The sequence below is a fragment of the Parasedimentitalea denitrificans genome, assembly GCF_011813015.1.
Taxonomy (GTDB): domain Bacteria; phylum Pseudomonadota; class Alphaproteobacteria; order Rhodobacterales; family Rhodobacteraceae; genus Parasedimentitalea; species Parasedimentitalea denitrificans.
The window spans coordinates 1-22589 of record NZ_QHLQ01000021.1 but is presented as its reverse complement, the minus strand read 5'-3'; the positions used below and the strand labels follow the sequence as shown (position 1 = coordinate 22589).

19 protein-coding genes, 1 tRNA gene and 2 pseudogenes are annotated in these 22589 nt (G+C 50.7%); 11 read left to right on the top strand and 11 right to left on the bottom strand.

The window, feature by feature from the left end:
- Positions 1-5 precede the first annotated feature (5 nt).
- From DL239_RS17250 to DL239_RS17240, 3 genes are read right to left on the bottom strand one after another with little or no spacing between them, the layout of a single operon-like run.
- The gene (locus tag DL239_RS17250) at positions 6-527 is read right to left on the bottom strand and encodes a gamma carbonic anhydrase family protein (protein WP_167685350.1); all 522 of its coding nucleotides are present in this window, start codon (positions 525-527) and stop codon (positions 6-8) included.
- Positions 524-1165, bottom strand: coding sequence for a guanylate kinase (gene gmk, locus DL239_RS17245; RefSeq protein ID WP_167685349.1), 642 nt, complete (start codon positions 1163-1165; stop codon positions 524-526). Before gmk ends, DL239_RS17250 begins: the two co-directional genes overlap by 4 nt.
- A gap of 18 nt (positions 1166-1183) precedes the next feature.
- The gene (locus tag DL239_RS17240) at positions 1184-2080 is read right to left on the bottom strand and encodes a YicC/YloC family endoribonuclease (protein ID WP_167685348.1); all 897 of its coding nucleotides are present in this window, start codon (positions 2078-2080) and stop codon (positions 1184-1186) included.
- Positions 2081-2349: 269 nt separating this feature from the next.
- Here DL239_RS17240 and DL239_RS17235 point away from each other — a divergent pair, with 269 nt between their 5' ends.
- The gene (locus DL239_RS17235) at positions 2350-3168 is read left to right on the top strand and encodes a PAS domain-containing protein (protein WP_167685347.1); all 819 of its coding nucleotides are present in this window, start codon (positions 2350-2352) and stop codon (positions 3166-3168) included.
- Between the two features lie 200 nt (positions 3169-3368).
- On the opposite strand, the gene DL239_RS17230 is transcribed toward DL239_RS17235, so the two are convergent.
- A complete protein-coding gene (locus DL239_RS17230; RefSeq protein ID WP_167685346.1) occupies positions 3369-4739 on the bottom strand; it encodes a class II 3-deoxy-7-phosphoheptulonate synthase in 1371 nt (456 codons plus the stop codon).
- A 181-nt stretch (positions 4740-4920) separates the two neighbouring features.
- On the opposite strand from DL239_RS17230, the gene DL239_RS17225 reads away from it, so the two are divergent.
- Complete coding sequence (locus tag DL239_RS17225; protein ID WP_167685402.1) at positions 4921-5925, top strand: GlxA family transcriptional regulator; 1005 nt, start codon at positions 4921-4923, stop codon at positions 5923-5925.
- A gap of 36 nt (positions 5926-5961) precedes the next feature.
- Here DL239_RS17225 and DL239_RS17220 read toward each other — a convergent pair whose 3' ends face one another.
- Positions 5962-7059 carry a PQQ-dependent sugar dehydrogenase gene (locus DL239_RS17220; protein ID WP_240931933.1) on the bottom strand — a complete coding sequence of 366 codons (1098 nt, stop codon included), beginning with the start codon at positions 7057-7059 and terminating at the stop codon, positions 5962-5964.
- 171 nt (positions 7060-7230) lie between these two features.
- Here DL239_RS17220 and DL239_RS17215 point away from each other — a divergent pair, with 171 nt between their 5' ends.
- The 5 genes from DL239_RS17215 (at position 7231) to DL239_RS17195 (ending at position 12551) form a co-directional block, all read left to right on the top strand.
- The gene (locus DL239_RS17215) at positions 7231-8424 is read left to right on the top strand and encodes an ABC transporter substrate-binding protein (RefSeq protein ID WP_167685345.1); all 1194 of its coding nucleotides are present in this window, start codon (positions 7231-7233) and stop codon (positions 8422-8424) included.
- A gap of 95 nt (positions 8425-8519) precedes the next feature.
- Positions 8520-9308, top strand: coding sequence for an ABC transporter ATP-binding protein (locus tag DL239_RS17210; protein WP_167685344.1), 789 nt, complete (start codon positions 8520-8522; stop codon positions 9306-9308).
- A complete protein-coding gene (locus tag DL239_RS17205; RefSeq protein ID WP_167685343.1) occupies positions 9305-10138 on the top strand; it encodes an ABC transporter ATP-binding protein in 834 nt (277 codons plus the stop codon). The genes DL239_RS17210 and DL239_RS17205 overlap by 4 nt, the downstream gene beginning before the upstream one ends.
- 83 nt (positions 10139-10221) lie before the next feature.
- Complete coding sequence (locus tag DL239_RS17200) at positions 10222-11232, top strand: branched-chain amino acid ABC transporter permease (RefSeq protein ID WP_167685342.1); 1011 nt, start codon at positions 10222-10224, stop codon at positions 11230-11232.
- Complete coding sequence (locus DL239_RS17195) at positions 11229-12551, top strand: branched-chain amino acid ABC transporter permease (RefSeq protein WP_167685341.1); 1323 nt, start codon at positions 11229-11231, stop codon at positions 12549-12551. The genes DL239_RS17200 and DL239_RS17195 overlap by 4 nt, the downstream gene beginning before the upstream one ends.
- A 112-nt stretch (positions 12552-12663) precedes the next feature.
- On the opposite strand, the gene DL239_RS17190 is transcribed toward DL239_RS17195, so the two are convergent.
- A complete protein-coding gene (locus DL239_RS17190) occupies positions 12664-14205 on the bottom strand; it encodes a helicase HerA-like domain-containing protein (protein ID WP_167685340.1) in 1542 nt (513 codons plus the stop codon).
- Positions 14206-14681: 476 nt separating this feature from the next.
- On the opposite strand from DL239_RS17190, the gene DL239_RS17185 reads away from it, so the two are divergent.
- Positions 14682-15305: an invasion associated locus B family protein gene (locus tag DL239_RS17185; protein WP_167685339.1), complete on the top strand. Its 624-nt coding sequence runs from the start codon at positions 14682-14684 to the stop codon at positions 15303-15305.
- Between the two features lie 73 nt (positions 15306-15378).
- On the opposite strand, the gene DL239_RS17180 is transcribed toward DL239_RS17185, so the two are convergent.
- The 4 genes from DL239_RS17180 to DL239_RS17165 are packed head-to-tail and all read right to left on the bottom strand — an operon-like array spanning position 15379 to position 19656.
- The gene (locus DL239_RS17180) at positions 15379-16587 is read right to left on the bottom strand and encodes a beta-ketoacyl-[acyl-carrier-protein] synthase family protein (RefSeq protein ID WP_167685338.1); all 1209 of its coding nucleotides are present in this window, start codon (positions 16585-16587) and stop codon (positions 15379-15381) included.
- 27 nt (positions 16588-16614) lie between these two features.
- The gene (locus tag DL239_RS17175; RefSeq protein ID WP_167685337.1) at positions 16615-16869 is read right to left on the bottom strand and encodes an acyl carrier protein; all 255 of its coding nucleotides are present in this window, start codon (positions 16867-16869) and stop codon (positions 16615-16617) included.
- A 48-nt stretch (positions 16870-16917) separates the two neighbouring features.
- Complete coding sequence (locus tag DL239_RS17170; RefSeq protein WP_167685336.1) at positions 16918-17991, bottom strand: UDP-3-O-(3-hydroxymyristoyl)glucosamine N-acyltransferase; 1074 nt, start codon at positions 17989-17991, stop codon at positions 16918-16920.
- Positions 17992-18030: 39 nt separating this feature from the next.
- Complete coding sequence (locus DL239_RS17165; protein ID WP_167685400.1) at positions 18031-19656, bottom strand: L,D-transpeptidase family protein; 1626 nt, start codon at positions 19654-19656, stop codon at positions 18031-18033.
- 358 nt (positions 19657-20014) lie between these two features.
- Here DL239_RS17165 and mepK point away from each other — a divergent pair, with 358 nt between their 5' ends.
- Together mepK and DL239_RS17155 are read left to right on the top strand one after the other, a co-directional pair.
- Entirely contained in the window at positions 20015-20584 is a 570-nt protein-coding gene (gene mepK, locus DL239_RS17160; RefSeq protein ID WP_167685335.1) for a peptidoglycan L,D-endopeptidase MepK, read from the top strand.
- Positions 20585-20810: 226 nt separating this feature from the next.
- Positions 20811-20887 (top strand) — tRNA-Arg (locus tag DL239_RS17155).
- Positions 20888-21300: 413 nt separating this feature from the next.
- On the opposite strand, the pseudogene DL239_RS17150 reads toward DL239_RS17155, so the two are convergent.
- Positions 21301-21723: pseudogene (locus DL239_RS17150) on the bottom strand (recombinase family protein); the annotation flags it as partial.
- A 322-nt stretch (positions 21724-22045) separates the two neighbouring features.
- Between DL239_RS17150 and DL239_RS17145 the strand changes: the two are divergent.
- A pseudogene (locus DL239_RS17145) lies at positions 22046-22589 on the top strand (IS3 family transposase); the annotation flags it as partial.

The window sequence follows — 22589 nt, the reverse complement described above, 5'->3', positions numbered from 1 at the left end:
ACGCTCTATACCTTTTTCAATTCAGACCTAAACCGCCGCATATTCTCTTGATAATGCAGCGCACTGTCGGTCAAACTTCTTTCCAATTCAGCATCAACTGAACGTACGACTTTACCAGGAGACCCCATGACCAAAGAATTATCTGGAATTTCCTTATTCTCGGTAATCAAGGCGCCCGCACCAATTAAGCAATTCCTGCCGATTTTGGCGCCGTTCAGAACAATGGCGCCCATACCAATCAAGGTGTTGTCGCCTATCGTACAGCCATGCAGCATGACCTTGTGTCCAATGGTGCAGTTTCGGCCAATTGTCAGTGGGAAACCTGCATCAATATGCATGACGCAGTTTTCTTGAACATTCGATCCTGCCCCGATCCGGATCTCCTCATGATCGGCGCGAACTGTGCAGCCAAACCAAACCGAAGACCCATGCTCTACTACGACTTTGCCAACCAGATTGGCGTCGGGAGCAATCCAGGTGTCGCTGTGAATTTCCGGTTTATTGTCACCGAGAGCATAAATGGTCATTGTTGCTCCTCAAACTCAGTTTGTAGAGACCGAACGTGTTGAGTCAGAGCTGGCTGCTGAATACGCCGCATCCGTTCAGCTTGGACGATGGTCTTTAAGCGTTCTTCTGTTTCATCAAGATCATCATTGATCAGTACATAGTCATAGTACCCCCAATGGCTGATCTCATCCCAACTTTTGAGCATGCGCTTACTGATAACATCGGCACTATCCTGAGCGCGTGTTTCCAGACGTCTGCGTAGTTCTCTGATTGAGGGAGGGAGAATGAAGATCGAAAGTGCGTGTTTGCCTAGGTCGGAATTTCGGATCTGAATTTCCCCCTGCCAGTCCACGTCAAACAGAACATCCTGACCAGAATCTATCGTTTCCTTAACCGGGCCTGCTGGAGAGCCGTAGAAATTACCAAAAACATGCGCGTGCTCAAGCATTTCGCCATCTATGGCTTGTTGCTTAAATTCCTTTTCATCGAGGAAGTAGTAGTCCATCCCATGCTCTTCGCCCGGCCGGGGCTTCCGTGTCGTGGCTGATACTGAGAACTCCAGGCTCGGATCCCACTCCATCAGCCGTTTGGCTAGTGTTGATTTTCCAGCACCCGATGGTGACGATAGGATGATTAGTAGGCCGCGCCGATGCGCCATGGTGTGCTCTCCTTATTCTCATTCAACGTTTTGGACCTGCTCACGCATCTGGTCTATGATGGCCTTTAGCTCTAGCCCAGAAGCCGTCAGATTACTGTTCTGTGCCTTTGAGCACAGAGTGTTAGCCTCTCGGTTGAATTCTTGCATTAGAAAATCGAACTTGCGGCCAACAGCTCCACCTTTGGTTATCAAATCACGCGCAGCAGCAACATGCGCGCCCAATCGGTCAATTTCTTCAGTTACATCCGATTTCACTGCCAAAATAGCAAGTTCCTGAGCAACGCGATCGGAGTCAGCGCCATCGGAATTGTCTAAAACTTTCGCTAGATTTGACTGTAGCGCAGCCGCTACGAGAGGCTTTCGAGCCTCTGCTTTCTCTGCTGCGACAGCAGTTATCTGCTCAATTTGGGCCAACTGGTTGGTTAATATTTCTGCGAGAGCAGCACCCTCTGCAACACGCATTTGAACGAATTCTGCCACAAGTGTTGCGAATTCACTGGTCAATTCTTTAACAAGCGGCGCAGGATCGTCTTGGATATTTGATAGCTCCAAAACGCCTCGTTGTGACAGAATGTCTGCGGCGCTGGTTGCAGAAAGCTTGATGTTCGCAGAGGCCGCTGCTGTCTCAATTTCCTGAACAGCCTGCAAAATAGAGGACACAGCAGCTGCGTTTAATTCCAGATGTGAATCACCGTCATCGGAACGTGACACACGCAGAGCCAAAGACACATTCCCGCGCGCCAAAGCCATAGCCAGTTGGCTGCGCAGTTGTGTTTCCAAACCTTCCAGCCAGTCAGGGACTCTAAGTCGAAGATCCAGCCCCTTGGCATTAACCGAGCGTATTTCCCAGCTCCAGCTGTGAGGTCCCAAGCTTCCCTGGGATGACGCAAAACCAGTCATTGATCGCAAAGTCATGCGCGGGTTCCTTTTCATTTGGGTGACTACACGTTCAGCACCTAAAACCATGGACAAGGGCTGTACAAGGTCAGATGCTAAGCCATAATGCCGATTATGGTTAATTTGGCTCGATCTGAGATATTAACCATTGGATTAAGATTTAGTCCAAAGTTGAACTAGATTGTGACATATTAACTCCAAGGTAACCATTCCGGAACTAATCAGAAAGAGCGAGTTTGCTCTGGTGAAACCAGGAATGAAGTCAGATGCGAACGGAGGGATTGGATATGTTTTTTGGTAGCCGCACAGGGTCTGAGCGTAATTCAGAGCAAAACAAGGTGATTTCAATGGATCGTTTCCGTTCTGGTAGTTCCCTATCTCCCATCCGTCAGGCCGAGGCATATTGGTCAGCGCTGCGCCACGGTGATGAAGTTCCGAACCGGTCTCAAATCGATCCACGCGGATTAGAAAACATCCTGAGCCAAACTTTTGTCGTAGAACGCATCGCTCCCGGCATTGCTCGCTTTCGTCTGGCAGGTCAAAAATTGAACGAAATGGCGGGTATGGAAGTTCGAGGCATGCCCTTGACTGCGTTCTTTACACCGACCGCCCGCAAGCAAGTCAGCGCCGCTCTTGAACATATGTTTGATACTCCGTCGATTGTTGAACTGACACTTACAACTGTGGCTAGCCGTAGCCATCCCGCACAAGAAGCCCGCATGCTCATGTTGCCATTGCGGAGTGATCTTGGCGACGTCAGCCGGGCATTGGGTGTTTTTGTTTCCGAAGGGAACCCAACAAAATCGTCCCAGCGTTTTGATGTCGTTTCAACAGAACTGCGCCCTGTTAAAGCATCAACGCCGGATCAGAAAAAAACCACTCCGAGTGCGTCGTTGGTATCTACCAACGAGGTCAACCCAGGGTTTGCGGAAACTCAAGCGAAATTTGGTGACGAACGGAGCGTGATGGATGAGGCCCGTAAATTGGCGAGAAAAAGCCGCCAAATCATGGATGACGCTCGCCAACCGTCGAAAAAGCCCGAAGATCAATCAAATTCGAAGCAAAATCGGGCGCCGCATCTACGCTTGGTCGTCAGCCGGGATTGATCCAAACCCGGCAATCTGTTAATATATTGTTATTGGTTCAAGTCGCTGGTCATAGCTCTTGGAACAACCGCGCCCCGAGGAGAACCCCGGGGCGTTTTCTTTTGAGGCCATTGGTCTTTGAAAATTCCAATGAAAGCAACACAGAAAAAAATGCCCGACGTTTCCGCCGGACATTTCCGAAGTAAATAGAGTTAGCTCTCTCAGCTAACCTGACGGGCTTTGCGCTGAACTCGATGGTTCGACAGCTCTTCCGCCACCAAAAAGGCAAGCTCCAAAGATTGACTTGCATTAAGGCGAGGGTCACAGGCTGTATGATAGCGATCGCTTAGATCTTCATCAGTTACAGCGCGTACACCGCCGGTGCATTCAGTCACATCTTGACCAGTCATTTCAAAATGCACGCCACCAGGCACTGTTCCTTCAGCGCTGTGCACAGCAAAGAATTCACGCACTTCACGCAGAACACTTTCGAACGGACGGGTTTTGTAACCTGTTGACGACTTGATTGTATTGCCGTGCATCGGATCACAAACCCAAGTAACGTTAGCGCCTTCTTCGCCCACGGCCTTAATCAGGCGCGGAAGATTTTCGCCAACGCCGCCTGCCCCAAACCGCGCAATCAGGGTAAGTTTACCCTCTTCATTTTCTGGATTCAGTTTGGACATCAATACCTTGAGATCCTCTGCTGTTGTTGTCGGACCACATTTCAGGCCAATTGGGTTTAGGACACCGCGGCAGAATTCCACGTGTGCGCCATCCGGTTGACGTGTGCGGTCACCAATCCAAAGCATGTGGCCTGACCCAGCCAACCATTTACCCGAGATAGAATCCCGAACCGTCAGTGCCTCTTCATACTCAAGAAGCAAACCTTCGTGGCTGGTGTAGAACTCAACCGACTGCAATGTATGCGCGGTGTCTTGGGTTACTCCGGCTGCCTTCATGAAGTCCAGCGTGTCGCTGATACGACTAGCAACTTCACGATATTTCTCGGCCTTACCGGATTCAGTAAACCCAAGTGTCCACGCATGCACCTGGTTTACATCCGCATAGCCGCCGGTTGAAAACGCACGCAGCAAGTTCAATGTCGCGGCAGCTTGAGTATAAGCCTGCAACATCTTGTTTGGGTTTGGAATTCGGCTTTCTTTGGTGAAAGCAAGATCATTGATAATATCGCCGCGGTAGCTTGGCAGCTCTACACCGTTGATGGTTTCGGTCGGCGCGCTACGAGGTTTGGCGAACTGACCAGCCATACGACCGAGTTTAATCACCGGCACTTTGGCACCATAGGTCAAAACCATCGCCATTTGCAGCATAACCTTAAAGGTATCGCGGATGTTATTCCCGCTAAACTGCTCAAAACTCTCGGCACAATCTCCGCCTTGCAGCAAGAATGCTTCACCGCGCCCTGCTGCTCCAAGGTGCTGTTTCAGGCGTCTGGCCTCACCGGCAAAAACCAAAGGTGGATAATTCGAGAGCTGCGCCTCAACGCCCGCAAGGGCATCAGCGTCGGTATAGTCAGGCATTTGAACCCGCGGTTTGGCGCGCCAGTTCGATTTTTGCCACTCACTCATAGCTCTATCTCCACATCTGAGGTCTTAAGTAATTTGAGGTTTCTCTATACTAAAACCAAACCTTTGTGACCAGTTAGGAATTACGCCTACTTGACGTGGCTTCAAAGCTGTGAGCACCGTGACTTATGCTCCCTTGGTTTATCACCTAAGAGGCCCCCGACTCATTAAGGATACTTGCGCCATGCAAGAGCAACGTCAGCTTGTCGAAATTGACAGCGATACAGATCGGCCACGTCGGTTTGTCTTTGTTTTAATGGATAAATTTTCAATGCTCTGTTTTTCAGCGGCATTGGAAAGCCTGCGAATTGCCAACCGTATGAGCGGCAAGGACTTGTATTCATGGGTCCTGGCTGGCGAAGGTGGTGACTACGTTACATGTTCGGCCGGCACTTCATTTCGTTTGGATCAGGATCTGTCTGACCTGCAGCGTGACGATACTATCCTGCTATGTGGCGGCATCGAGGTGCAGCATGCCACCACAAAAAAGCTGCTTGGCTGGCTACGTCGAGAATCACGAAAAGGGTTGTTGGTTGGTGGTCTCTGTACCGCCGCATTCGCCTTGGCCAAGGCTGGCTTGCTTGACGGCAAGAAAGCGACCATTCACTGGGAAAATGCCGACAGCTTTTCTGAAGAATTCGATGAGGTAGAGCTTACCAAATCAGTTTATGTCTTAGATGGTAAGAGAATGACCACTGCCGGTGGAACATCCTCTATTGATTTGATGCTTAAATTGATTGCGACCGATCACGGTGAAGAACTGGCAAATGCGGTTGCCGATCAATTGATCTATTCCTCAATCCGTACTGATCAGGACAGTCAACGATTGTCTGTACCGACCCGTATTGGTGTTAGACACCCCAAGCTTTCAACTGTGATTCAAATGATGGAAGCCAACATAGAAGAACCGATCAGTCCCTCTATCTTGGCCAAGGATGTAGGTATGTCGACCAGACAACTGGAACGGCTGTTTCGTCGCTACCTGAACCGTTCACCTAAACGGTATTACATGGAATTACGCCTGCAAAAGGCCAGAAACCTATTGATGCAGACCGATATGAGCGTGATCAACGTCGCGCTTGCTTGTGGCTTTTCTTCACCTTCACATTTTTCCAAATGTTATCGGTCTCACTATAACACCACCCCGTATCGTGAGCGTGGGAGCATGGCCTCTCGCCAGCCGACCTGATTAACTTTCACAAGTCAAAGTCGCCAAAACCTAACGTTAACGCGACGGAGCCAACCTATAAATGGCTCCGTCGGTTTCAGACGCAAACCAGATGCTACCGTCTGGCGCTTCAACTACGTCACGTACTCTACCTGTAAAAGGGCTCTTCAATTGCTCTCGTTCCTTCAAAACACGGCCGGAAAGTCTTGATATATAGTCGAACTTCAAAGATCCGACAAAAAAATGTCCGCGCCAATTTGGCCAAAGCTTACCCGAATAAATCATCATACCCGACGGCGCGATAGAGGGATCCCAGTACCAAGCAGGCTGTTGCATTCCTGGCCTTGCGGTTCCCTCTCCAATCTTAGCGCCTGAATAGTGACGGCCGTAAGATATAACTGGCCAGCCATAATTGCCCCCCTTCTGGATCCGGTTAATTTCGTCCCCACCTTGGGCTCCATGTTCTACGGACCAGATACCGCCTTTGTTATCGAGAGCAAGTCCCTGTGGGTTCCGGTGACCGTAAGACCATATAAGGTTCTGTGATTCAGGGATATTAATAAAGGGATTGTTCCCCGGTACGGTCCCATCCCGATTCAAATGGATAATCGACCCTTGATGTAACGATAGGTCTTGTGCGCTCTCATGTTCACCTCGTTCTCCTAACGTCATGAATAAAGTACCATCTCGGGCTTCAACAACTCGAGAGCCGTAGTGCCTCGACGTATTGGAACTTGATGAGGTTTCAAAAATCACACGGACATTTTTTAACCTCCTAAAGTCGGAACTCAAGGTCCCAACTGCCAGCGCTGTACCAGAACCACGATTCTGGCGAATTGAATATGTCAGAAAGATCTCGCGGCTATTCGAAAAATCATTTGGAACCATCACATCGAGAAGCCCACCTTGCCCTTGATGAAAAGACCGGGGTGTGCCCCTAATTATTTGCCTTTGCGACCCTTTCACATGGTACAAACTGCCGTTGAGATCGGTTACCAAAAAACCGTGGTTTGGTAGAAATGCAATTGCCCAGGGGACATCAAACCCATCTACCATGCGTGTAAGCTCAAGTCTTCCCTGGCTCGTTTCCAGCACTTCAGCTTGGGCTGAGCGGAAGCAAAGAAGTACAACGTAGACAAAGGCGAGTTTGAACAAATCATCCTCCTCTACTGTTCCAATTAGAGCTTCTAGCGAAAAATTCTAACTGTCGCGGCACTCGCTTTTCTGAACCACGGCCCGGCGCATATTGATAATACTTTTCTTTTTAGCCAAGCTTGCCTAGGGTCGGGGTTGAACAGCTATGTTCCAAAAAATGGGAGTTTAGAAATGAAAAAATTGCTGATGGCTACCGCTGCCGTTGCTCTAACTGCGGGTACGGCCTTTGCTGGCGGCCACGCGAAGGAAGTAAAGCTTGGTATTCTGATTGGCTTTACCGGCCCAATTGAATCGCTGGCACCATCGATGGGCGCTGGCGCTGAATTGGCAATGGCTGAGGTCACCAAATCCGGCGCACTGCTTGATACTGCTACTGTTACACCAATGCGCGCCGACACTGGCTGCATCGACAACGGCCTGTCCACTGCAAACGCTGAAAAAATGCTAGCTGACGGTGTCAGTGGAATCATTGGCGGAGACTGTTCGGGTGTGACCGGTGCAATTTTGCAGAACGTTGCGATTCCAAACGGCATGGTTATGGTCTCGCCTTCGGCGACTTCGCCTGGCTTGTCGACTATGGAAGACAACGGCTTGTTCTTCCGTACAGCGCCATCTGACGCGCGCGAAGGTCAGGTTATGGCCGAAGTTCTGACAGACCGTGGTGTCAAATCCATCGCCCTGACCTATACAAATAACGATTATGGCAAGGGGCTGGCGGACGCGATCAAGACGTCTTTTGAAGCCGTAGGTGGTGAAGTCACCATTTCTGCTGCACATGAAGACGGTAAAGGTGACTATTCTGCTGAAGTGGGTGCTTTGGCCTCTGCTGGTGGTGATATCCTGGTTGTTGCCGGTTATCTTGACCAAGGTGGTCTGGGTATCATTCAATCGTCGCTGGACAGCGGCGCGTTTGACAAATTTGGTCTGCCTGGTGGCATGATCGGTGACTCGCTGCCTGCCAATGTTGGCGCGGATCTTGACGGTTCATTTGGTCAGATCGCTGGTTCCGGTGGTAAAGGTGCAGAAGCATATTTTGCCCTGGCAACAGAAGCTGGCTTTGACGGTTCTTCGCCTTACTCTCCCGAGTCTTATGACGCCGCAGCGCTGGTAATGCTGGCGATGCAGGCAGCCAATTCCAAAGACCCGGCTGACTATGGGGCCAAAATCATGGACGTCGCTAACGCTCCGGGTGAAAAGATTTACCCAGGTGAGCTGGCTAAAGGTCTGGAATTGCTGAAAGCCGGCACCGAAATCGATTATGTCGGTGCATCAGCTGTTGAGCTGATCGGGCCAGGTGAAAGCGCTGGTTCCTACCGTGAAATCGAAGTTACAGACGGCGAAAACAAAACCGTCAAGTTCCGCTAATTTCGACGAATACCTGAAACAAGAGAACAGCCCGGGCATTGCTCGGGCTGATCCAAATCAAAAGCTGCAAAAAACGCAGTGGGGGATAAAATGATATGATCGTCGTCGAGGACGTGCATAAGCACTTCGGCGGGTTCCATGCTGTTGATGGTGCAACGCTGGAAATCGCCAAGGGTTCCATTACAGGTCTGATCGGCCCGAACGGAGCCGGAAAAACCACTCTTTTCAATGTTATTGCGGGCGTCCTTCAACCCACATCCGGGCGTGTGACCATGGATGGTGAGGACATTACCGGACTGCCACCACATACATTATTCCACAAAGGCCTGTTGCGCACATTTCAGATAGCGCATGAGTTTTCGTCGATGTCGTGTCGTGAGAACCTGATGATGGTGCCCGGTGGGCAATCTGGCGAAACCCTGTGGAACACCTGGTTCGGACGCAAACGTATCGCAGACGAGGAACGCGCGTTGCGCGCCAAGGCCGACGAGGTGATGGAGTTCCTAACCATCGAACGTATCTCGGACCTCAAAGCTGGCGAAGTCTCGGGTGGGCAGAAAAAGCTGCTGGAACTGGGGCGTACCATGATGGTGGATGCCAAGATTGTGTTCCTCGACGAAGTCGGCGCCGGCGTGAACCGCACATTGCTCTATACCATTGCGGACGCCATCAAGCGCCTGAATGAAGAACGTGGATATACTTTTGTCGTGATTGAACATGACATGGAGTTCATCGGTCGCCTGTGTGACCCAGTCATCTGTATGGCCGAAGGTAAAGTGCTGGCGCAGGGCACCCTGGACGAGATCAAGGCAAATGAACACGTGATCGAAGCTTACCTGGGAACAGGTTTGAAAAACAAAGATAAACTGGAGGCCGGAGCATGAGCGGCAATCCATATCAAGACGATCGCGGTAACAAGGACGCGACGATCACAAGAACCGAAGGCATGAGCTCTATGGAAGCCGGACTAAAGCACAGCGGTGAAGTTAAGCCCGCTGCCCCTGGAAGTCCGTTCCTGATCGGTGACACCATGACTGGTGGCTATGGCAAGGGCCCGGACATTCTTCACGATTGTACAATCGCGGTGAACCGCGGTGAGATCGCAGTAATCGTAGGTCCTAACGGTGCCGGTAAATCCACTGCTATGAAAGCAGTGTTCGGTATGCTGAACGTACGTTCTGGCAAGGTGCTGCTGGATGGCGAAGACATCACCAACCTCAGCCCGCAAGACCGTGTGGTCAAGGGAATGGGCTTTGTCCCACAGACAAGCAACATTTTCACTTCTCTCACGGTTGAAGAAAATCTGGAGATGGGTGCTTTCATCCGCACCGATGACATCCGTGACACGATGGAGCAAATCTATCACCTGTTTCCGATCCTAAAGGACAAGCGCAATCAGGCGGCCGGCGAGCTGTCTGGTGGACAGCGTCAGCAGGTTGCAGTTGGTCGTGCGTTGATGACACAGCCAAAGGTGCTGATGTTGGATGAGCCAACCGCTGGCGTTTCTCCGATTGTTATGGACGAACTATTTGACCGGATTATTGAGGTTGCCCGCACCGGCATCCCAATTTTGATGGTGGAACAAAACGCGCGGCAAGCTCTTGAAATTGCAGATAAAGGGTATGTCCTGGTGCAAGGGCGCAATGCCTATACCGGCACCGGCAAGGAACTGCTTGCTGATCCTGAAGTCCGCAAATCTTTCTTGGGGGGCTGAATAGTGAATTTTGCATTCAAAATCAGACCGCCTTTGTGCCCGTCCGGCACGCGATATTTTCCTAGCTTAACGGGGATCAACTAATGGATCTTCTCAACGCCCTTGTGGCGCTTACCAACTATGTAATGATCCCAGCGGTCGCCTATGGCAGCCAATTGGCGCTGGGTGCGCTGGGTGTCACGCTTATCTACGGCGTGCTTCGGTTCTCCAACTTTGCCCACGGCGACACTATGGCCTTTGGCGCTATGACTACCATTTTGGTGACATGGTGGATGCAATCAGTCGGTATCAACCTTGGCCCGCTACCAACCGCCCTGCTCGCCCTGCCCTTTGGCATTTTGGGCACAATGGGTCTATTGCTGTTTACGGATAAGTTTGTCTATCGGTTCTATCGAGAGCAAAAAGCCAAACCTGTCATATTTGTGATGGTCTCACTTGGTGTTATGTTCATGATGAACGGGTTGGTTCGCTTCATCATCGGCCCGGGCGATCAGCGCTTTGCCGACGGCGAACGCTTCATCATTTCTGCGCGTGATTTCAAAGCGATGACTGGCCTTCGCGAGGGATTGGCATTTAAGACCAGCCAAGGCATTACCATTATCACCGCAGTGGTTGTTGTGGTTGCCTTGTTCTGGTTTCTGAATCGCACTCGCACTGGGAAATCCATGCGCGCTTATTCAGACAACGAGGATCTGGCGCTGCTGTCAGGCATTAATCCCGAACGCGTCGTAATGTACACTTGGATGATTGTTGCCGGGTTGGCGACCATTGCCGGTGTGTTGTACGGGTTGGATAAGTCGTTCAAACCCTTCACCTACTTCCAGCTGCTTCTGCCTATCTTTGCTGCCGCCATTGTTGGCGGGCTTGGGAACCCTCTGGGGGCTATTGCAGGTGGATTTGTCATCGCCTTTTCCGAAGTCTCAATCACATATGCTTGGAAAAAGGTCCTGCGATATCTGATGCCTGAAAATCTGGAACCCGACGGATTAGTTCAACTGCTAAGCACAGACTACAAGTTCGCTGTTTCGTTCATGATCCTTTTGATCGTTCTTCTGTTCAAGCCCACCGGCCTATTCAAAGGAAAATCGGTATGAGCGAGACTGTAAAACACTCTCTTATGTTCGCCTTTGTCGGGTTGTTGCTCATCTTGGATGGTACCACCAGTTATGGTATCTTTTCAGGTTCTTGGAACTCATCCCTTGGCATTCTGAACATGGGGTTGGTTTCGGCCATCATGGCATTGGGGGTGAACCTGCAATGGGGGTTTGCCGGGTTGTTCAACGTCGGCATCATGGGCTTTACCGCTCTTGGTGGCTTGGCCGTTGTACTTGTTACATCAGCTCCGACACCAGGTGCGTGGAGCCAAGGTGGCGTTGGCATCATCATGGCCTTGATCCTTGGTGCACTCACCGTCGTTGCAGCGGTTTTCGTTACCAAGAATATGGCGGCCGGCAAGCCTCGGATGTTGGTTCTGGCTGGCATCCTGATTGGCGGTTTCTTTGCCTATCGTGCAATATTTGATCCAGCTGTCTCCGGTGTCGAAGCAATCAATCCTGCGCTTCTTGGAAGCCTAGGTGGTTTGGGCCTTCCCGTGTTGCTTGCTTGGCCTGCTGGTGGGCTGCTCGCTGCTGGTGCTGCTTGGCTAATCGGGAAAACGGCCCTTGGTCTTCGTTCCGATTACCTGGCAATCGCCACTCTCGGTATCGCCGAAATTATCATTGCAGTGCTGAAGAACGAGGATTGGCTGTCGCGTGGCGTCAAGAACGTCGTTGGTCTGCCCCGTCCAATGAGAAAAGAGATTGATCTGCAGGAAGACCCAGGTTTCTTAGATACTGTAGCGTCTCTTGGACTGGACCCAGTCACCGCCTCAACCCTCTATGTGAAGATCAGTTACTCTCTGCTGTTTACAGCCGTTCTTCTGGTACTCCTCTGGATGGCACAGATGGCTCTCAAAAGTCCTTGGGGACGGATGATGCGCGCAATCCGCGACAACGAGGCCGCATCCGAGGCAATGGGCAAGGATGTCACACGCCGGCACTTGCAGATCTTTGTACTGGGTTCTGCCATCTGCGGCATCGCTGGCGCTATGATGACAACATTGGACGGTCAGCTGACACCGGGAACCTACAACCCGCTTCGGTTCACTTTCTTGATTTGGGTTATGGTCGTTGTTGGCGGATCTGGTAACAATTTTGGCGCGGTTCTGGGCGGTATCTTTATCTGGTTCTTCTGGATCAAAGTTGAGCCGATGGGCGCCGGATTGATCAACATAATCACTTCCGGAATGGCCGATGACAGCGCGCTAAAATTACACCTTCTAGAAAGCACCGCGCATATGCGCCTGTTTACCATGGGGCTCATCTTGTTACTGGTTCTCAGGTTCAGCCCACGCGGTTTGATACCAGAGAAATAAAAAACTGCCGCCCTAGTTCGCCAGGGCGGCAGATGCAAAATAATACTATTCTTCTTGATAGAAGTACCTCTGCCGGAGGCACGGGCTTGGTTCAAAACCAAGCCCGTTTTGTTTAGCGCCCTTTGAACAACCCACCAAGGATGCCGCGCACTATACGACGACCAGTGGTGCCCCTTAATTCTTTGATCACGGCTTCGGACATTGCTGAGCCAAATGTATCCCGTGACCGGGTCCTGCGAGAAGATGACCGGGTTACCCGGCTTCCTGTAAAGCGGCGCGCCGATTGATACTCACGCTCTAAAGTTGGCAACTCTTCCGTGCGTTCCTCGACACGTTCAGCCTCAACAGCGGCAGCCTGCGCCCGTTGGGATAAGATCTCATAGGCCGACCTACGGTCCAGTACCGTATCGTACTTGTTCCCCATGTCAGACAAGGCCATAACCTCGGCCCTTTCGGCTTTTGTTATTGGACCAAGTTGCGAACTTGGCGGTCGTATCAAAGTACGCTCGACAATTCCGGGGATACCCTTCTTCATCAGCATTGAGGTCACAGCCTCGCCCACGCCGACTTCACGAATAGCGTCTTCAGTGACGAAGATTGGGTTTTCACGGTAAGTCTCAGCGGCCAACTTCAGGTTCCTACGATCTCGGGCGGTAAAGGCCCGCAGCGCATGTTGGATTCGGTTCCCCAATTGCCCCAAGATATCCTCTGGCACGTCTGCAGGGTTCTGGGTGACAAAATAGATTCCAACACCTTTGGAACGGATTAAACGCGCGACCTGTTCAACTTTGTCCACCAACGCCTTTGGCGCGTCATCAAACAACAGGTGTGCCTCGTCAAAGAAGAAGACCAGTTTTGGTTTGTCGGGGTCGCCAACCTCGGGCAATTCTTCAAACAACTCACTCAGCAACCAAAGTAGAAAAGTCGCATAGAGGCCCGGTGCGGCCATCAATTTATCTGCGGCCAGAATATTGACCATCCCCTTACCTTCGGCGTTACAACGCATCAAATCGTTCAGTTCCAATGCAGGTTCACCAAACAACTTGTCACCGCCCTGATTTTCTAGAACCAGCAACCGGCGCTGGATCGCACCGATCGACGCGGTCGAGACATTTCCATAACGCATCGTCAGTTGGCTACGGTTTTCACCGATCCATACCAGCATTGACTGGAGATCTTTTAGATCCAGAAGGGGAAGTCCCTCGGTATCCGCCAGTCGAAACGCAATGTTCAAAACACCCTCTTGTGCTTCGCTAAGCTCCAGAAGCCGTGCCAGTAACAGCGGTCCCATTTCAGCAACCGTAGTCCGCACAGGATGTCCCTGCACGCCGTACAAATCCCAAAACGTTACAGGGCAAGCATGGTAGGAATATTGATCAAATCCAATTTTGGCGGCACGAGATGAAAATGCATCATGTAGCTTGTGGTCCCTACGACCAGGTTTTGCCAGACCAGAAAGATCCCCCTTAACATCAGATAGGATCACCGGCACGCCAGCATTGGAAAAACCTTCTGCCAAAACTTGTAAGGTAACAGTCTTGCCCGTCCCAGTCGCACCGGCAATTAGACCATGACGGTTGGCATATTTTAGGGTCAACCCTTGCTTGACCCCATACTCTTCTCCACCCCCGCCAACTAAAACTTTGTTATCCATGCTCGAATCCTGTTTCAATTCAATGATCTTCTCTTCGAATATAAATTTAACCTTTGTGTGCGATAGTGACAATTGTCCGCTGTAGCCCTCCTGGCAATCAAGCGGGCATTCCTCCCTGTCAGACTGGGCCGTGCCAAGTGGCACGGCCATTTTTTCCAATATTGGATGTTTCAGGGACCGACTCTTTCAGTAAATCTTTGGTTTTCAGAAATCTGTGCATCTTTTTTGTTTCTAGCTGTTGACCGAACGCCGCCCCTTTCGTAACGTCGCTCTCAATAATAGGTCGGCCAGTCCGACGGGGAGAACAAACGAAAAAGGGAGCCGTCATGGTTCCCTTTTTTGACCTTTAATTCCAAGGCGTTCCCATTTGTTCATAAGAAATAGTCAATTCCCGCTGATGGCTCGGCAAAATCACCTGACACTGCTTTCGCACCATGCTAAGCCCTGTGTGGACGTTCAGAAGAAAAGAGACTTTCATGTTTAAATCCCTGACACAGCTTTCGCTTACCGCAATTTTTGCGTTTTCTGTTCCCTTAGCAGCCCAAGAAAGCGCTCCGACGACAGGACAACCCGAAGCCAGCTCAGAGACGTCTGCTGATTCTGGGCTTGATCTCGGCCAGCCAGTAAACGAAGGCCCTCAAGTTGGCGACCAGTATTCAAAAGAAAAGCACGGAGACTGGGATCTTGTCTGCCTTAAGATGGAAGCTGGAACAGACCCTTGTTCGATAATCCAAGTCTTGGCGGATTCGAATGGGAATCCCATGGCCGAGATCCGATTGTTCCGGCTTAACCAGCCTGGTGGACAGGCGGTTGCTGCTGCCACGGTAATCGTTCCATTAGAGACATTGTTGCCCGCAGCACTGACTATTTCGGTAGATGGGGGGGCGGGCAAACGCTATAACTACAAGTATTGCAACCAGTTGGGCTGCATTGCTGAAATCGGTCTGACACAGTCAGACGTCGATGCCTTTAAAAAAGGAACAGCTGCCACCTTGTCTCTACGTCCTACTCCCGCGCCTGATCAGCTCATTGAAATGAAAATGTCGTTGAAAGGCTTTACTGCTGGGTACAACATTGTGGATATTGTCGGCCCCGAATAGTAAACTACCGGACAATTTGAGACAACCAAACCGTCGCTTTACTCGAAGCGACGGTTTTACGTGTCAGGTGAATTTAAACACTTCGTAGAGCCAAAACTGCGTTCAAACCGCCAAAGGCAAATGCGTTGCTAAGTGCGACTTCTACTTTGGCGTCGCGGGCTTCATTTGGAACCACGTCAATTGCGCACTCCGGATCTGGTTCCTGATATCCTATAGTCGGAGCAATAACTCCGTCGCGTAATGCCATGATACAAGACAGTAATTCCACTGCCCCGGTACCGCCGATCAAATGCCCATGCATGGATTTGGTCGAAGACATCATGAGCTTGTCGGCATGCTGACCGAACACGTCCGCGACGGCAGCACATTCAGTTTTGTCGTTGGCCGCTGTCCCAGTACCATGCGCGTTGATATACCCAACTTCCTCTGGATTAATGCCCGCGTCTTTCATGGCTCCGAAAATTGCACGTGCAGCGCCATGTTTGCTCGGCATCACGATATCTGCGGCATCCGATGACATTGCAAAACCGATAACTTCACACAGGATGTCTGCACCACGACCGTGTGCGTGTTCATACTCTTCAAACACAAATATCCCTGCACCTTCTCCTTGTACCATTCCATTTCTATTTGCACTAAACGGCCGACATGCATCTTTGGACATCACCCGTAACCCTTCCCATGCCTTAACACCGCCAAAACACAACATCGATTCAGACCCTCCGGTCACCATGGCTGGTGCCAAACCAGTTCGAACCATTTGAAAGGCCTGCGCCATGGCGTGATTGGAGGACGCACAGGCTGTGGAGACCGTGAAACTGGGGCCTTTCAAATTGTGCTGCATAGATACATGACTTGCTGCAGCGTTGTTCATCAATTTGGGTACAACAAACGGATGGACCCGGTTTTTGCCGTCCTCGTAGACCGAGCGGTAGTTGTCATCCCAAGTCGATACACCGCCACCAGCGGTGCCGAGCACGACCCCGGATTTCGCCGCTAGCTCGCCGCCAAATTCTAATCCAGACTGATCAATTGCCTCTTTAGCGGCCGTCAGTGTGAACTGAGTAAACCGGTCATACAAGCTAATTTGTTGTCGATTAAAACGACCCTCGGCTTCGAAGCCGCGTACTTGGCCACCAATTTTTATCGACAACCGATCAACGTCTCGGAACTCTAGATCGCCAATGCCACATTTTCCTTCGCGCATTGCAACAAGTGTCGCCGGAACAGAATGGCCCAACGAATTGATGGTTCCAGCCCCTGTAACGACTACGCGTTTCATGCTCTCACTTTCGCTCGCAGTTTCCCGTTAGTTCTTCGAAACTAGCGCCTCTATGCCGGAAATCATCGAGGCAACATTCGATATGTCAAAGTCACTTCTCTGAGGTTCATTCGCATTAAACGGAATGGTTATGTCGAACTCTTCCTCAATCGCAAAAATGCACTCAACTACCCCCATGCTATCAATCCCGAGTTCATCCAGCGTACTCTCAAGAGTAACGTCGAATGGCTCCAGAAACGCCTGTTCGGCAAGAATAGAAAACACCTTGCTTTGAATGCTCATTGTAGACCTCTGATCAAACGCATCGATGTTGACCTATCGGCTTCGGGGCTATTTGAAAACAGCCTTTTTTAATGCCTCAATATCTCGCATTAACCGTGGCAAGCGGCGCTGTGCTTTGTAAATTTCTGTATGAGTATCCATTTTCACTGCGGGATACCCCATGACCACCCGGCCTGCCGGGACGTTAGAGATAATCTTGGTCCCGCCACCAGCAACTACGCCGTCGCCTATAAAAATATTGTCATTCACGCCGCATTGGCCAGCCAACACGACGTTGTTGCCAACATCAACAGAGCCGGAAATGCCAGTTTGGCCGCAAAGCAAACAATCCCTTCCAATCCGGGTGTTATGGCCGATGTGCACCTGATTATCGAGCTTGCAACCATCGCCGATAACAGTATTACGAATTGTTCCGTTATCGATGGTGCAATTCGAACCGATCTCTACATCGGACCCAATGGTCACCGCCCCCAGAGAGTGAATTCTCATCCAGTTTTGAGCCGACGCATCACCTTGATCTGCCAAGGATTGACGAACGTTTTCTACACCCGAAACTTCTGGGGTCACAAATGAAAACCCATCACTCCCTACTCGTGCACCAGGTTGTGCAATAAACCGGTCGCCAATTGTCGCACGCGCCCCAATGGAAACCATTTCACGCATAAAGGCATCTTCACCAATCACAGCATCCTTACCAACAAAACAATGAGGGCCAATAATGGATCCAGCGCCAATTCGCGATCCCGCGCTGATTACTGAAAGCGGTCCGACACTTACGCCGTCAGCAAGTTCTGCAGTTGGATCCACTACTGCAGAAGTGTGAATACCCGTGTTAAACCCCTGCCCCAAGTCTAATATGGCCGTAACGCCGGCCATAGCCATTCGAGGTCGCGGCGAAAAAATTGCGGCTTTCAGACCCATTTTTTGCCAATCTGCATCAGGCCACAACAAGGCAGCTACGGCGCTCCCCTGATCCAGAGCATCGGCATATTTAGGTGACATAGCCATCGCTAGTTCTTGCGGTCCAGCATCAACGGGTTCTGATGCACTGGAAATCTTCAGGTCCAAGTCGCCCTGGGCGTTTGCGCCCAGAGCATCGGCTATCTGGCGAATGGTAAACATTAAAGGCCCTTCCCGGTGGTTTGGCTTAGGGCCTGAGGATTACCCCTGAACGCTGGTCAATACCACCCCTGCCCGCTCAAGTGCCGCCCAGACTTTGGCGTCACGACCATAAACATCGCGGCGAAATTCCGGGCGTCCCTTAGAGGAAACAATCGCAGTACGATAGATGATGTGCACTGGGACATTCTGCTCTAGTTCAACCTTGGTTTCCTTGCCGGAATTCAAAACACGGTGGAAAAAGGCTTTGGGGTCTTCAGACTGACGTGCCAACAGCGCATAAGCGAATTCAAACGGCTGGGCCAAACGGATGCAACCGTGCGAATATGCTCTCACCTCACGAGAGAACAGATTTTTGGCCGGCGTGTCATGAAGATAGATGTTGTGTTTATTTGGGAACATAAACTTAACCAGCCCCAATGCATTACGTCGACTCGGAGGCTGGCGCATGGCAAATGGGAACGATCTAGCTGTAAATTGAGTGAAATCAACTGCACTGCGGTCGACTTGACGACCACGGTTGTCTGTAATTTCTATGTGCCTAGCTGCGTTTGGATTTTCCTTTAGTTGAGGCAGGTATTCCTTGGTTACGATCGACCGTGGAACATACCAACTTGGATTAATAACCATATGTTCCATTACATCCGAAAACTCAGGGGAACGGCGGTCGCTCTGGTTCTTACCGATCACTGAGCGTGTCTCGAATGTAATATTCCCATGATCCACTATCTTCGCAGTAAAATCTGTTTGATTGACAAGCACATGTCTCTCACCCCGCTCGGTCGGAAGCCACCGCTCGCGCTCCATAGCGACAATAACCGACTTCAACCTCGCCTGAACGGGTTTGTTCACTTCGGCAATCGTGCCCTTTCCAGCCACACCGTCTGCCTCAAGCCCATGTTCGGCCTGGAACCGTTGAACGGCAGCTTCAACTGAGCCATCATAAGTCATTGTGGCACTTCGTTCCAAATACCCCATTGATGTCAGTCGGTTGCGAAGCGCAACAACATCTGGTCCGCTCTGGCCCGGTTCTAGCTTTCGATTGGCTACAGTTGGTCCCCAGCCCCCGTCTTGAATCAACCCTTCCAGTCGTAGTTTCTCTTTCATCAGGGCCCGGTATTGGGACGATTTGGGCGCAAGAGAGCGAATAAAGGTTGTCGGCTGTCCGTCACGAATACCGGTCAAAAACGCATTGCTGCTGGCTTCTGGTTTAACCCGCACCATGCCATCATCAATCTGGGAAGGAACCAAAAATCCGGTCTGAATATCGTTCGCATATTCGACCAGCGCTCGGCTCAGCGCTACCTCAACCATTCCAATGTCGCGCGTGGTTCGTGCATTTTGCATCTGCTCAGTCAATCGAGCAACTTCAACGGATCGATCCGGCAACCCATGGACGGACAAATTGGAAAGTGCAGCCAACAGCGCTGACCTTCGCGCACGATCCTTTTCGCCTGCCCCAGTCCAGATTGGCAGATAGTCATTTTCGCGATAAAACGCAGCCACACCATCGTCCACCGAGGCAGCCTCCGCAATAGCTTGCTTAAAAGCTGTAACTTGCGCCTGCGCCGGCAAAGGAGTCATCCCCGCACCCAAACCACCAAGAGCAAGTGCAAAAGCGCCTCCTCTTAATTTGGGAGACAAACTAAGATGGGGAAAACACATCATATCATAACTTCCTTGAACGGTTTGCGTATCAATACTTGCCACTGCCTACATGAAACTCTGGTAAATACTAGGGGGAGAAGTCCATTCACATTTTCATCAACTTGGAACCGGTGTACTGCTTGATGCTATGTAGACGCAGTCATTTTGAACTAGAGTTGATTACATTACAGAAACTAGGGTTAATGTAGCAATTTGCGCAAAAAATCGCCGAAAATTGGAGATAGTTACAAGTTGCTACAATCCTTTCTTGGCACACGAATCGACCTGTGACATACAAGTTACATCCGGGGATGGATGAAAATGGCGCTCGTAACATCGAGCGCAGGCAGGAATAGCGTACGGGACGGCGCAGGATACTATGGTAGAAACCAACACTTCGGGCATGACCCGGCGGGGCTTATTGGGTGCTTTCGCAGCAACCACACTTGTTGCAGCTCCGACACTCTCTAACGCAGCAGGTTTTTTACGAGGATCAGGCGACATTCGGCGCATTCGGATGTACTCAGGCCGGACCGGTGAACGGATCGATATGATCTATTGGATTGATGGCAAATACATCAAAGACGCGGTCAAAGAAATCAACTACTTCATGCGCGATTGGCGGAACGATCAGGTCAAAGAGATTGATACACGCACGATCGATATAATGGCAGCATCGCATAACCTATTGGAGGTGAATGAACCCTATATGATGTTGTCCGGCTATCGCAGCCCACAGACTAACGCAATGTTGCGCAGGCGTTCGCGGGGCGTTGCCAAGAACTCTCTTCATATGCGTGGTCAGGCAGCTGATCTGCGGCTGGCTTCGCGATCGGTTGGGCAGATGGCTAAGGCCGCCCAAGCGTGTCGTGCTGGCGGCGTGGGGAAATACAGGGGCTCCAATTTTGTCCATATGGACTGCGGCCAAGTTCGCAGCTGGAGCGGCTGATAACTCCACCAAACTTGTCATATTTCATATAATCCGCACACCTACCAATGTGCGGTTTTTTATGTTTAAAATAGAAATTTCCGTGACATACCAATGGTATCGAAGAGTAATTTAAAGCAGCCCCAAATCAACCAATAGCCATTTTCAAGATGGGTGCAAAACAATTTAATTTATCAAGTTTGCCATTGCAGTAGCTTGATCCGACGGCTATACCGCCGTTCAACAGGCACCTGTAGCTCAGCTGGATAGAGCGCTGCCCTCCGAAGGCAGAGGCCAGAGGTTCGAATCCTCTCAGGTGCGCCAATCACCTCTTCGAAAAAAATAGATTCGGCCTCAATTCAATCGTGTGCTCCTTCGGCACTAAACAGTTTTACTAGATTATCCGGCAAAATCGTGTCATCAACTAGCAATTCGAACATCCCATAGACGTTATGCTGCCCTTTGGGCTCTGGGATTCATTTTGCTCTCAGAACTGCTTTTAGAGATAATTCGAGGCCTTGAGCGTAACAATCCAGCCATACCACTCCATACTTCATCGATGCAACAGCGCCTTGCTCTCGACTGTGCCAAACTTCTGACTGTGTAAGCGACTTTATCCACTGCCCTAAGAATCCTTCGGCAATTACCAAGTTCACCTCTATATTGAGCGGATTTTAAATATTGCCGCCATCCAGCTCTACAGCCATATCAGGCTACCTATCGGTTCATGAACTGGATCACACCGCCACCCCTTCTGACGACAGCTCTTTAAAATCTTTCACCCACTGATAAACGCGGGATCGGTTAATCTTTGGACCTGGCATCGCCTGCATTACAAGCAATACCTGCCCCGGCCTTGCGCCATCCAACACCATCTCCGATGCCCTGGCCACTCTTTCAGGAGTCATTGCTTGCGGTCTGCCGTGCAATGGCCCACGGTCACGCGCGGCTTTCAATCCAGCAATAGTCCGCTCTCTAAGTAAATCACGTTCCATTTGAGCCAAGGCCGCCATGATGTGAATCATGCCCTTGACCATCGGGCCGCCGACGTCAAACCTCTCAGTCAGACTAAACAGGCGCACATCGTCTTTCTCGAATTCTTGCATTGTTTGGATGATGCCACGCATGATTCCGCCTAGCCGGTCTAGTTTCCAGACTACAAACTCACCGCCGCACCGCCTAGCAGCTCACACAGCCGCTTCCAGTCCTTACCGCTTCTGACTAGCACCGCTCATCTTGTCAGTAAAAATCAGACCGTCGGCAATGCCACATTATTTCAGAGCCGAAATCTGTAGATCTAGATTCTGGTCAACGCTTGAAGATCGGGCGAATCCCACCTTGTAATTTGTGGAATCTGTCACTGCATTTTCTACATTTTCTACATTTTCTACATTTTCTACATTTTCTACATTTTCTAATTGATGCTGAGCCTCTCCCTTTGAAGTGGTCCGCCCCTATAGTTAGGAAAGCGGAGGACCAAGTATGGCGATCAAGAGATCCAAGCCAGACGAGATTGTCGTGAGGTTACGGCAGGTTGAAGCTCTGGTGGGTCGAGGCTTGCCCCGGATTGATGCGATCCGACAGATCAGCGTGACTGAACAAACCTATTACCGTTGGAAGAAGAAGTATGACGGAATGGGCACAGAACAACTCAAGGAACTGAAGCGACTACAAAAAGGGAACGAGCGTCTGCGTCGTGCGGTTTCTGACCTGACATTAGATAAGTTGATCTTGAAGGAAGCCGCATCGGGAAACTTCTGAGCCCCTCGCGTAGGCGGGCCTGCATCAACCATGTTCGTAGTTAGTTCAAGGTTTCTGAACGACGGGTTTGTCGCGTTCTGGGCCAGCACCGATCCACACAACGCCGATTACCACGTGGACGCGCTGACGAAGAACGCTTGGTCGAGGATATGATCGAGCTGACGCGCTAGTTTGGTCGATATGGCTACCGTCGAGTTGCTGCCCTGTTAAGAGACGCAGGCTGGCAAGTGAATGACAAACGCATCGAACGGCTTTGGCGACGGGA

Coding starts and splice junctions, on each gene's coding strand:
- DL239_RS17195 (WP_167685341.1), top strand. CDS start 11,229: ATGAGCGAGACTGTAAAACACTCTCTTATGTTCGCCTTTGTCGGGTTG.
- DL239_RS17180 (WP_167685338.1), bottom strand. CDS start 16,587: ATGAAACGCGTAGTCGTTACAGGGGCTGGAACCATCAATTCGTTGGGC.
- DL239_RS17240 (WP_167685348.1), bottom strand. CDS start 2,080: ATGACTTTGCGATCAATGACTGGTTTTGCGTCATCCCAGGGAAGCTTG.
- DL239_RS17215 (WP_167685345.1), top strand. CDS start 7,231: ATGAAAAAATTGCTGATGGCTACCGCTGCCGTTGCTCTAACTGCGGGT.
- DL239_RS17185 (WP_167685339.1), top strand. CDS start 14,682: ATGTTTAAATCCCTGACACAGCTTTCGCTTACCGCAATTTTTGCGTTT.
- DL239_RS17225 (WP_167685402.1), top strand. CDS start 4,921: ATGCAAGAGCAACGTCAGCTTGTCGAAATTGACAGCGATACAGATCGG.
- DL239_RS17170 (WP_167685336.1), bottom strand. CDS start 17,991: ATGTTTACCATTCGCCAGATAGCCGATGCTCTGGGCGCAAACGCCCAG.
- mepK (WP_167685335.1), top strand. CDS start 20,015: ATGGTAGAAACCAACACTTCGGGCATGACCCGGCGGGGCTTATTGGGT.
- DL239_RS17250 (WP_167685350.1), bottom strand. CDS start 527: ATGACCATTTATGCTCTCGGTGACAATAAACCGGAAATTCACAGCGAC.
- DL239_RS17200 (WP_167685342.1), top strand. CDS start 10,222: ATGGATCTTCTCAACGCCCTTGTGGCGCTTACCAACTATGTAATGATC.
- DL239_RS17175 (WP_167685337.1), bottom strand. CDS start 16,869: ATGAGCATTCAAAGCAAGGTGTTTTCTATTCTTGCCGAACAGGCGTTT.
- DL239_RS17205 (WP_167685343.1), top strand. CDS start 9,305: ATGAGCGGCAATCCATATCAAGACGATCGCGGTAACAAGGACGCGACG.
- gmk (WP_167685349.1), bottom strand. CDS start 1,165: ATGGCGCATCGGCGCGGCCTACTAATCATCCTATCGTCACCATCGGGT.
- DL239_RS17210 (WP_167685344.1), top strand. CDS start 8,520: ATGATCGTCGTCGAGGACGTGCATAAGCACTTCGGCGGGTTCCATGCT.
- DL239_RS17165 (WP_167685400.1), bottom strand. CDS start 19,656: ATGATGTGTTTTCCCCATCTTAGTTTGTCTCCCAAATTAAGAGGAGGC.
- DL239_RS17230 (WP_167685346.1), bottom strand. CDS start 4,739: ATGAGTGAGTGGCAAAAATCGAACTGGCGCGCCAAACCGCGGGTTCAA.
- DL239_RS17190 (WP_167685340.1), bottom strand. CDS start 14,205: ATGGATAACAAAGTTTTAGTTGGCGGGGGTGGAGAAGAGTATGGGGTC.
- DL239_RS17235 (WP_167685347.1), top strand. CDS start 2,350: ATGTTTTTTGGTAGCCGCACAGGGTCTGAGCGTAATTCAGAGCAAAAC.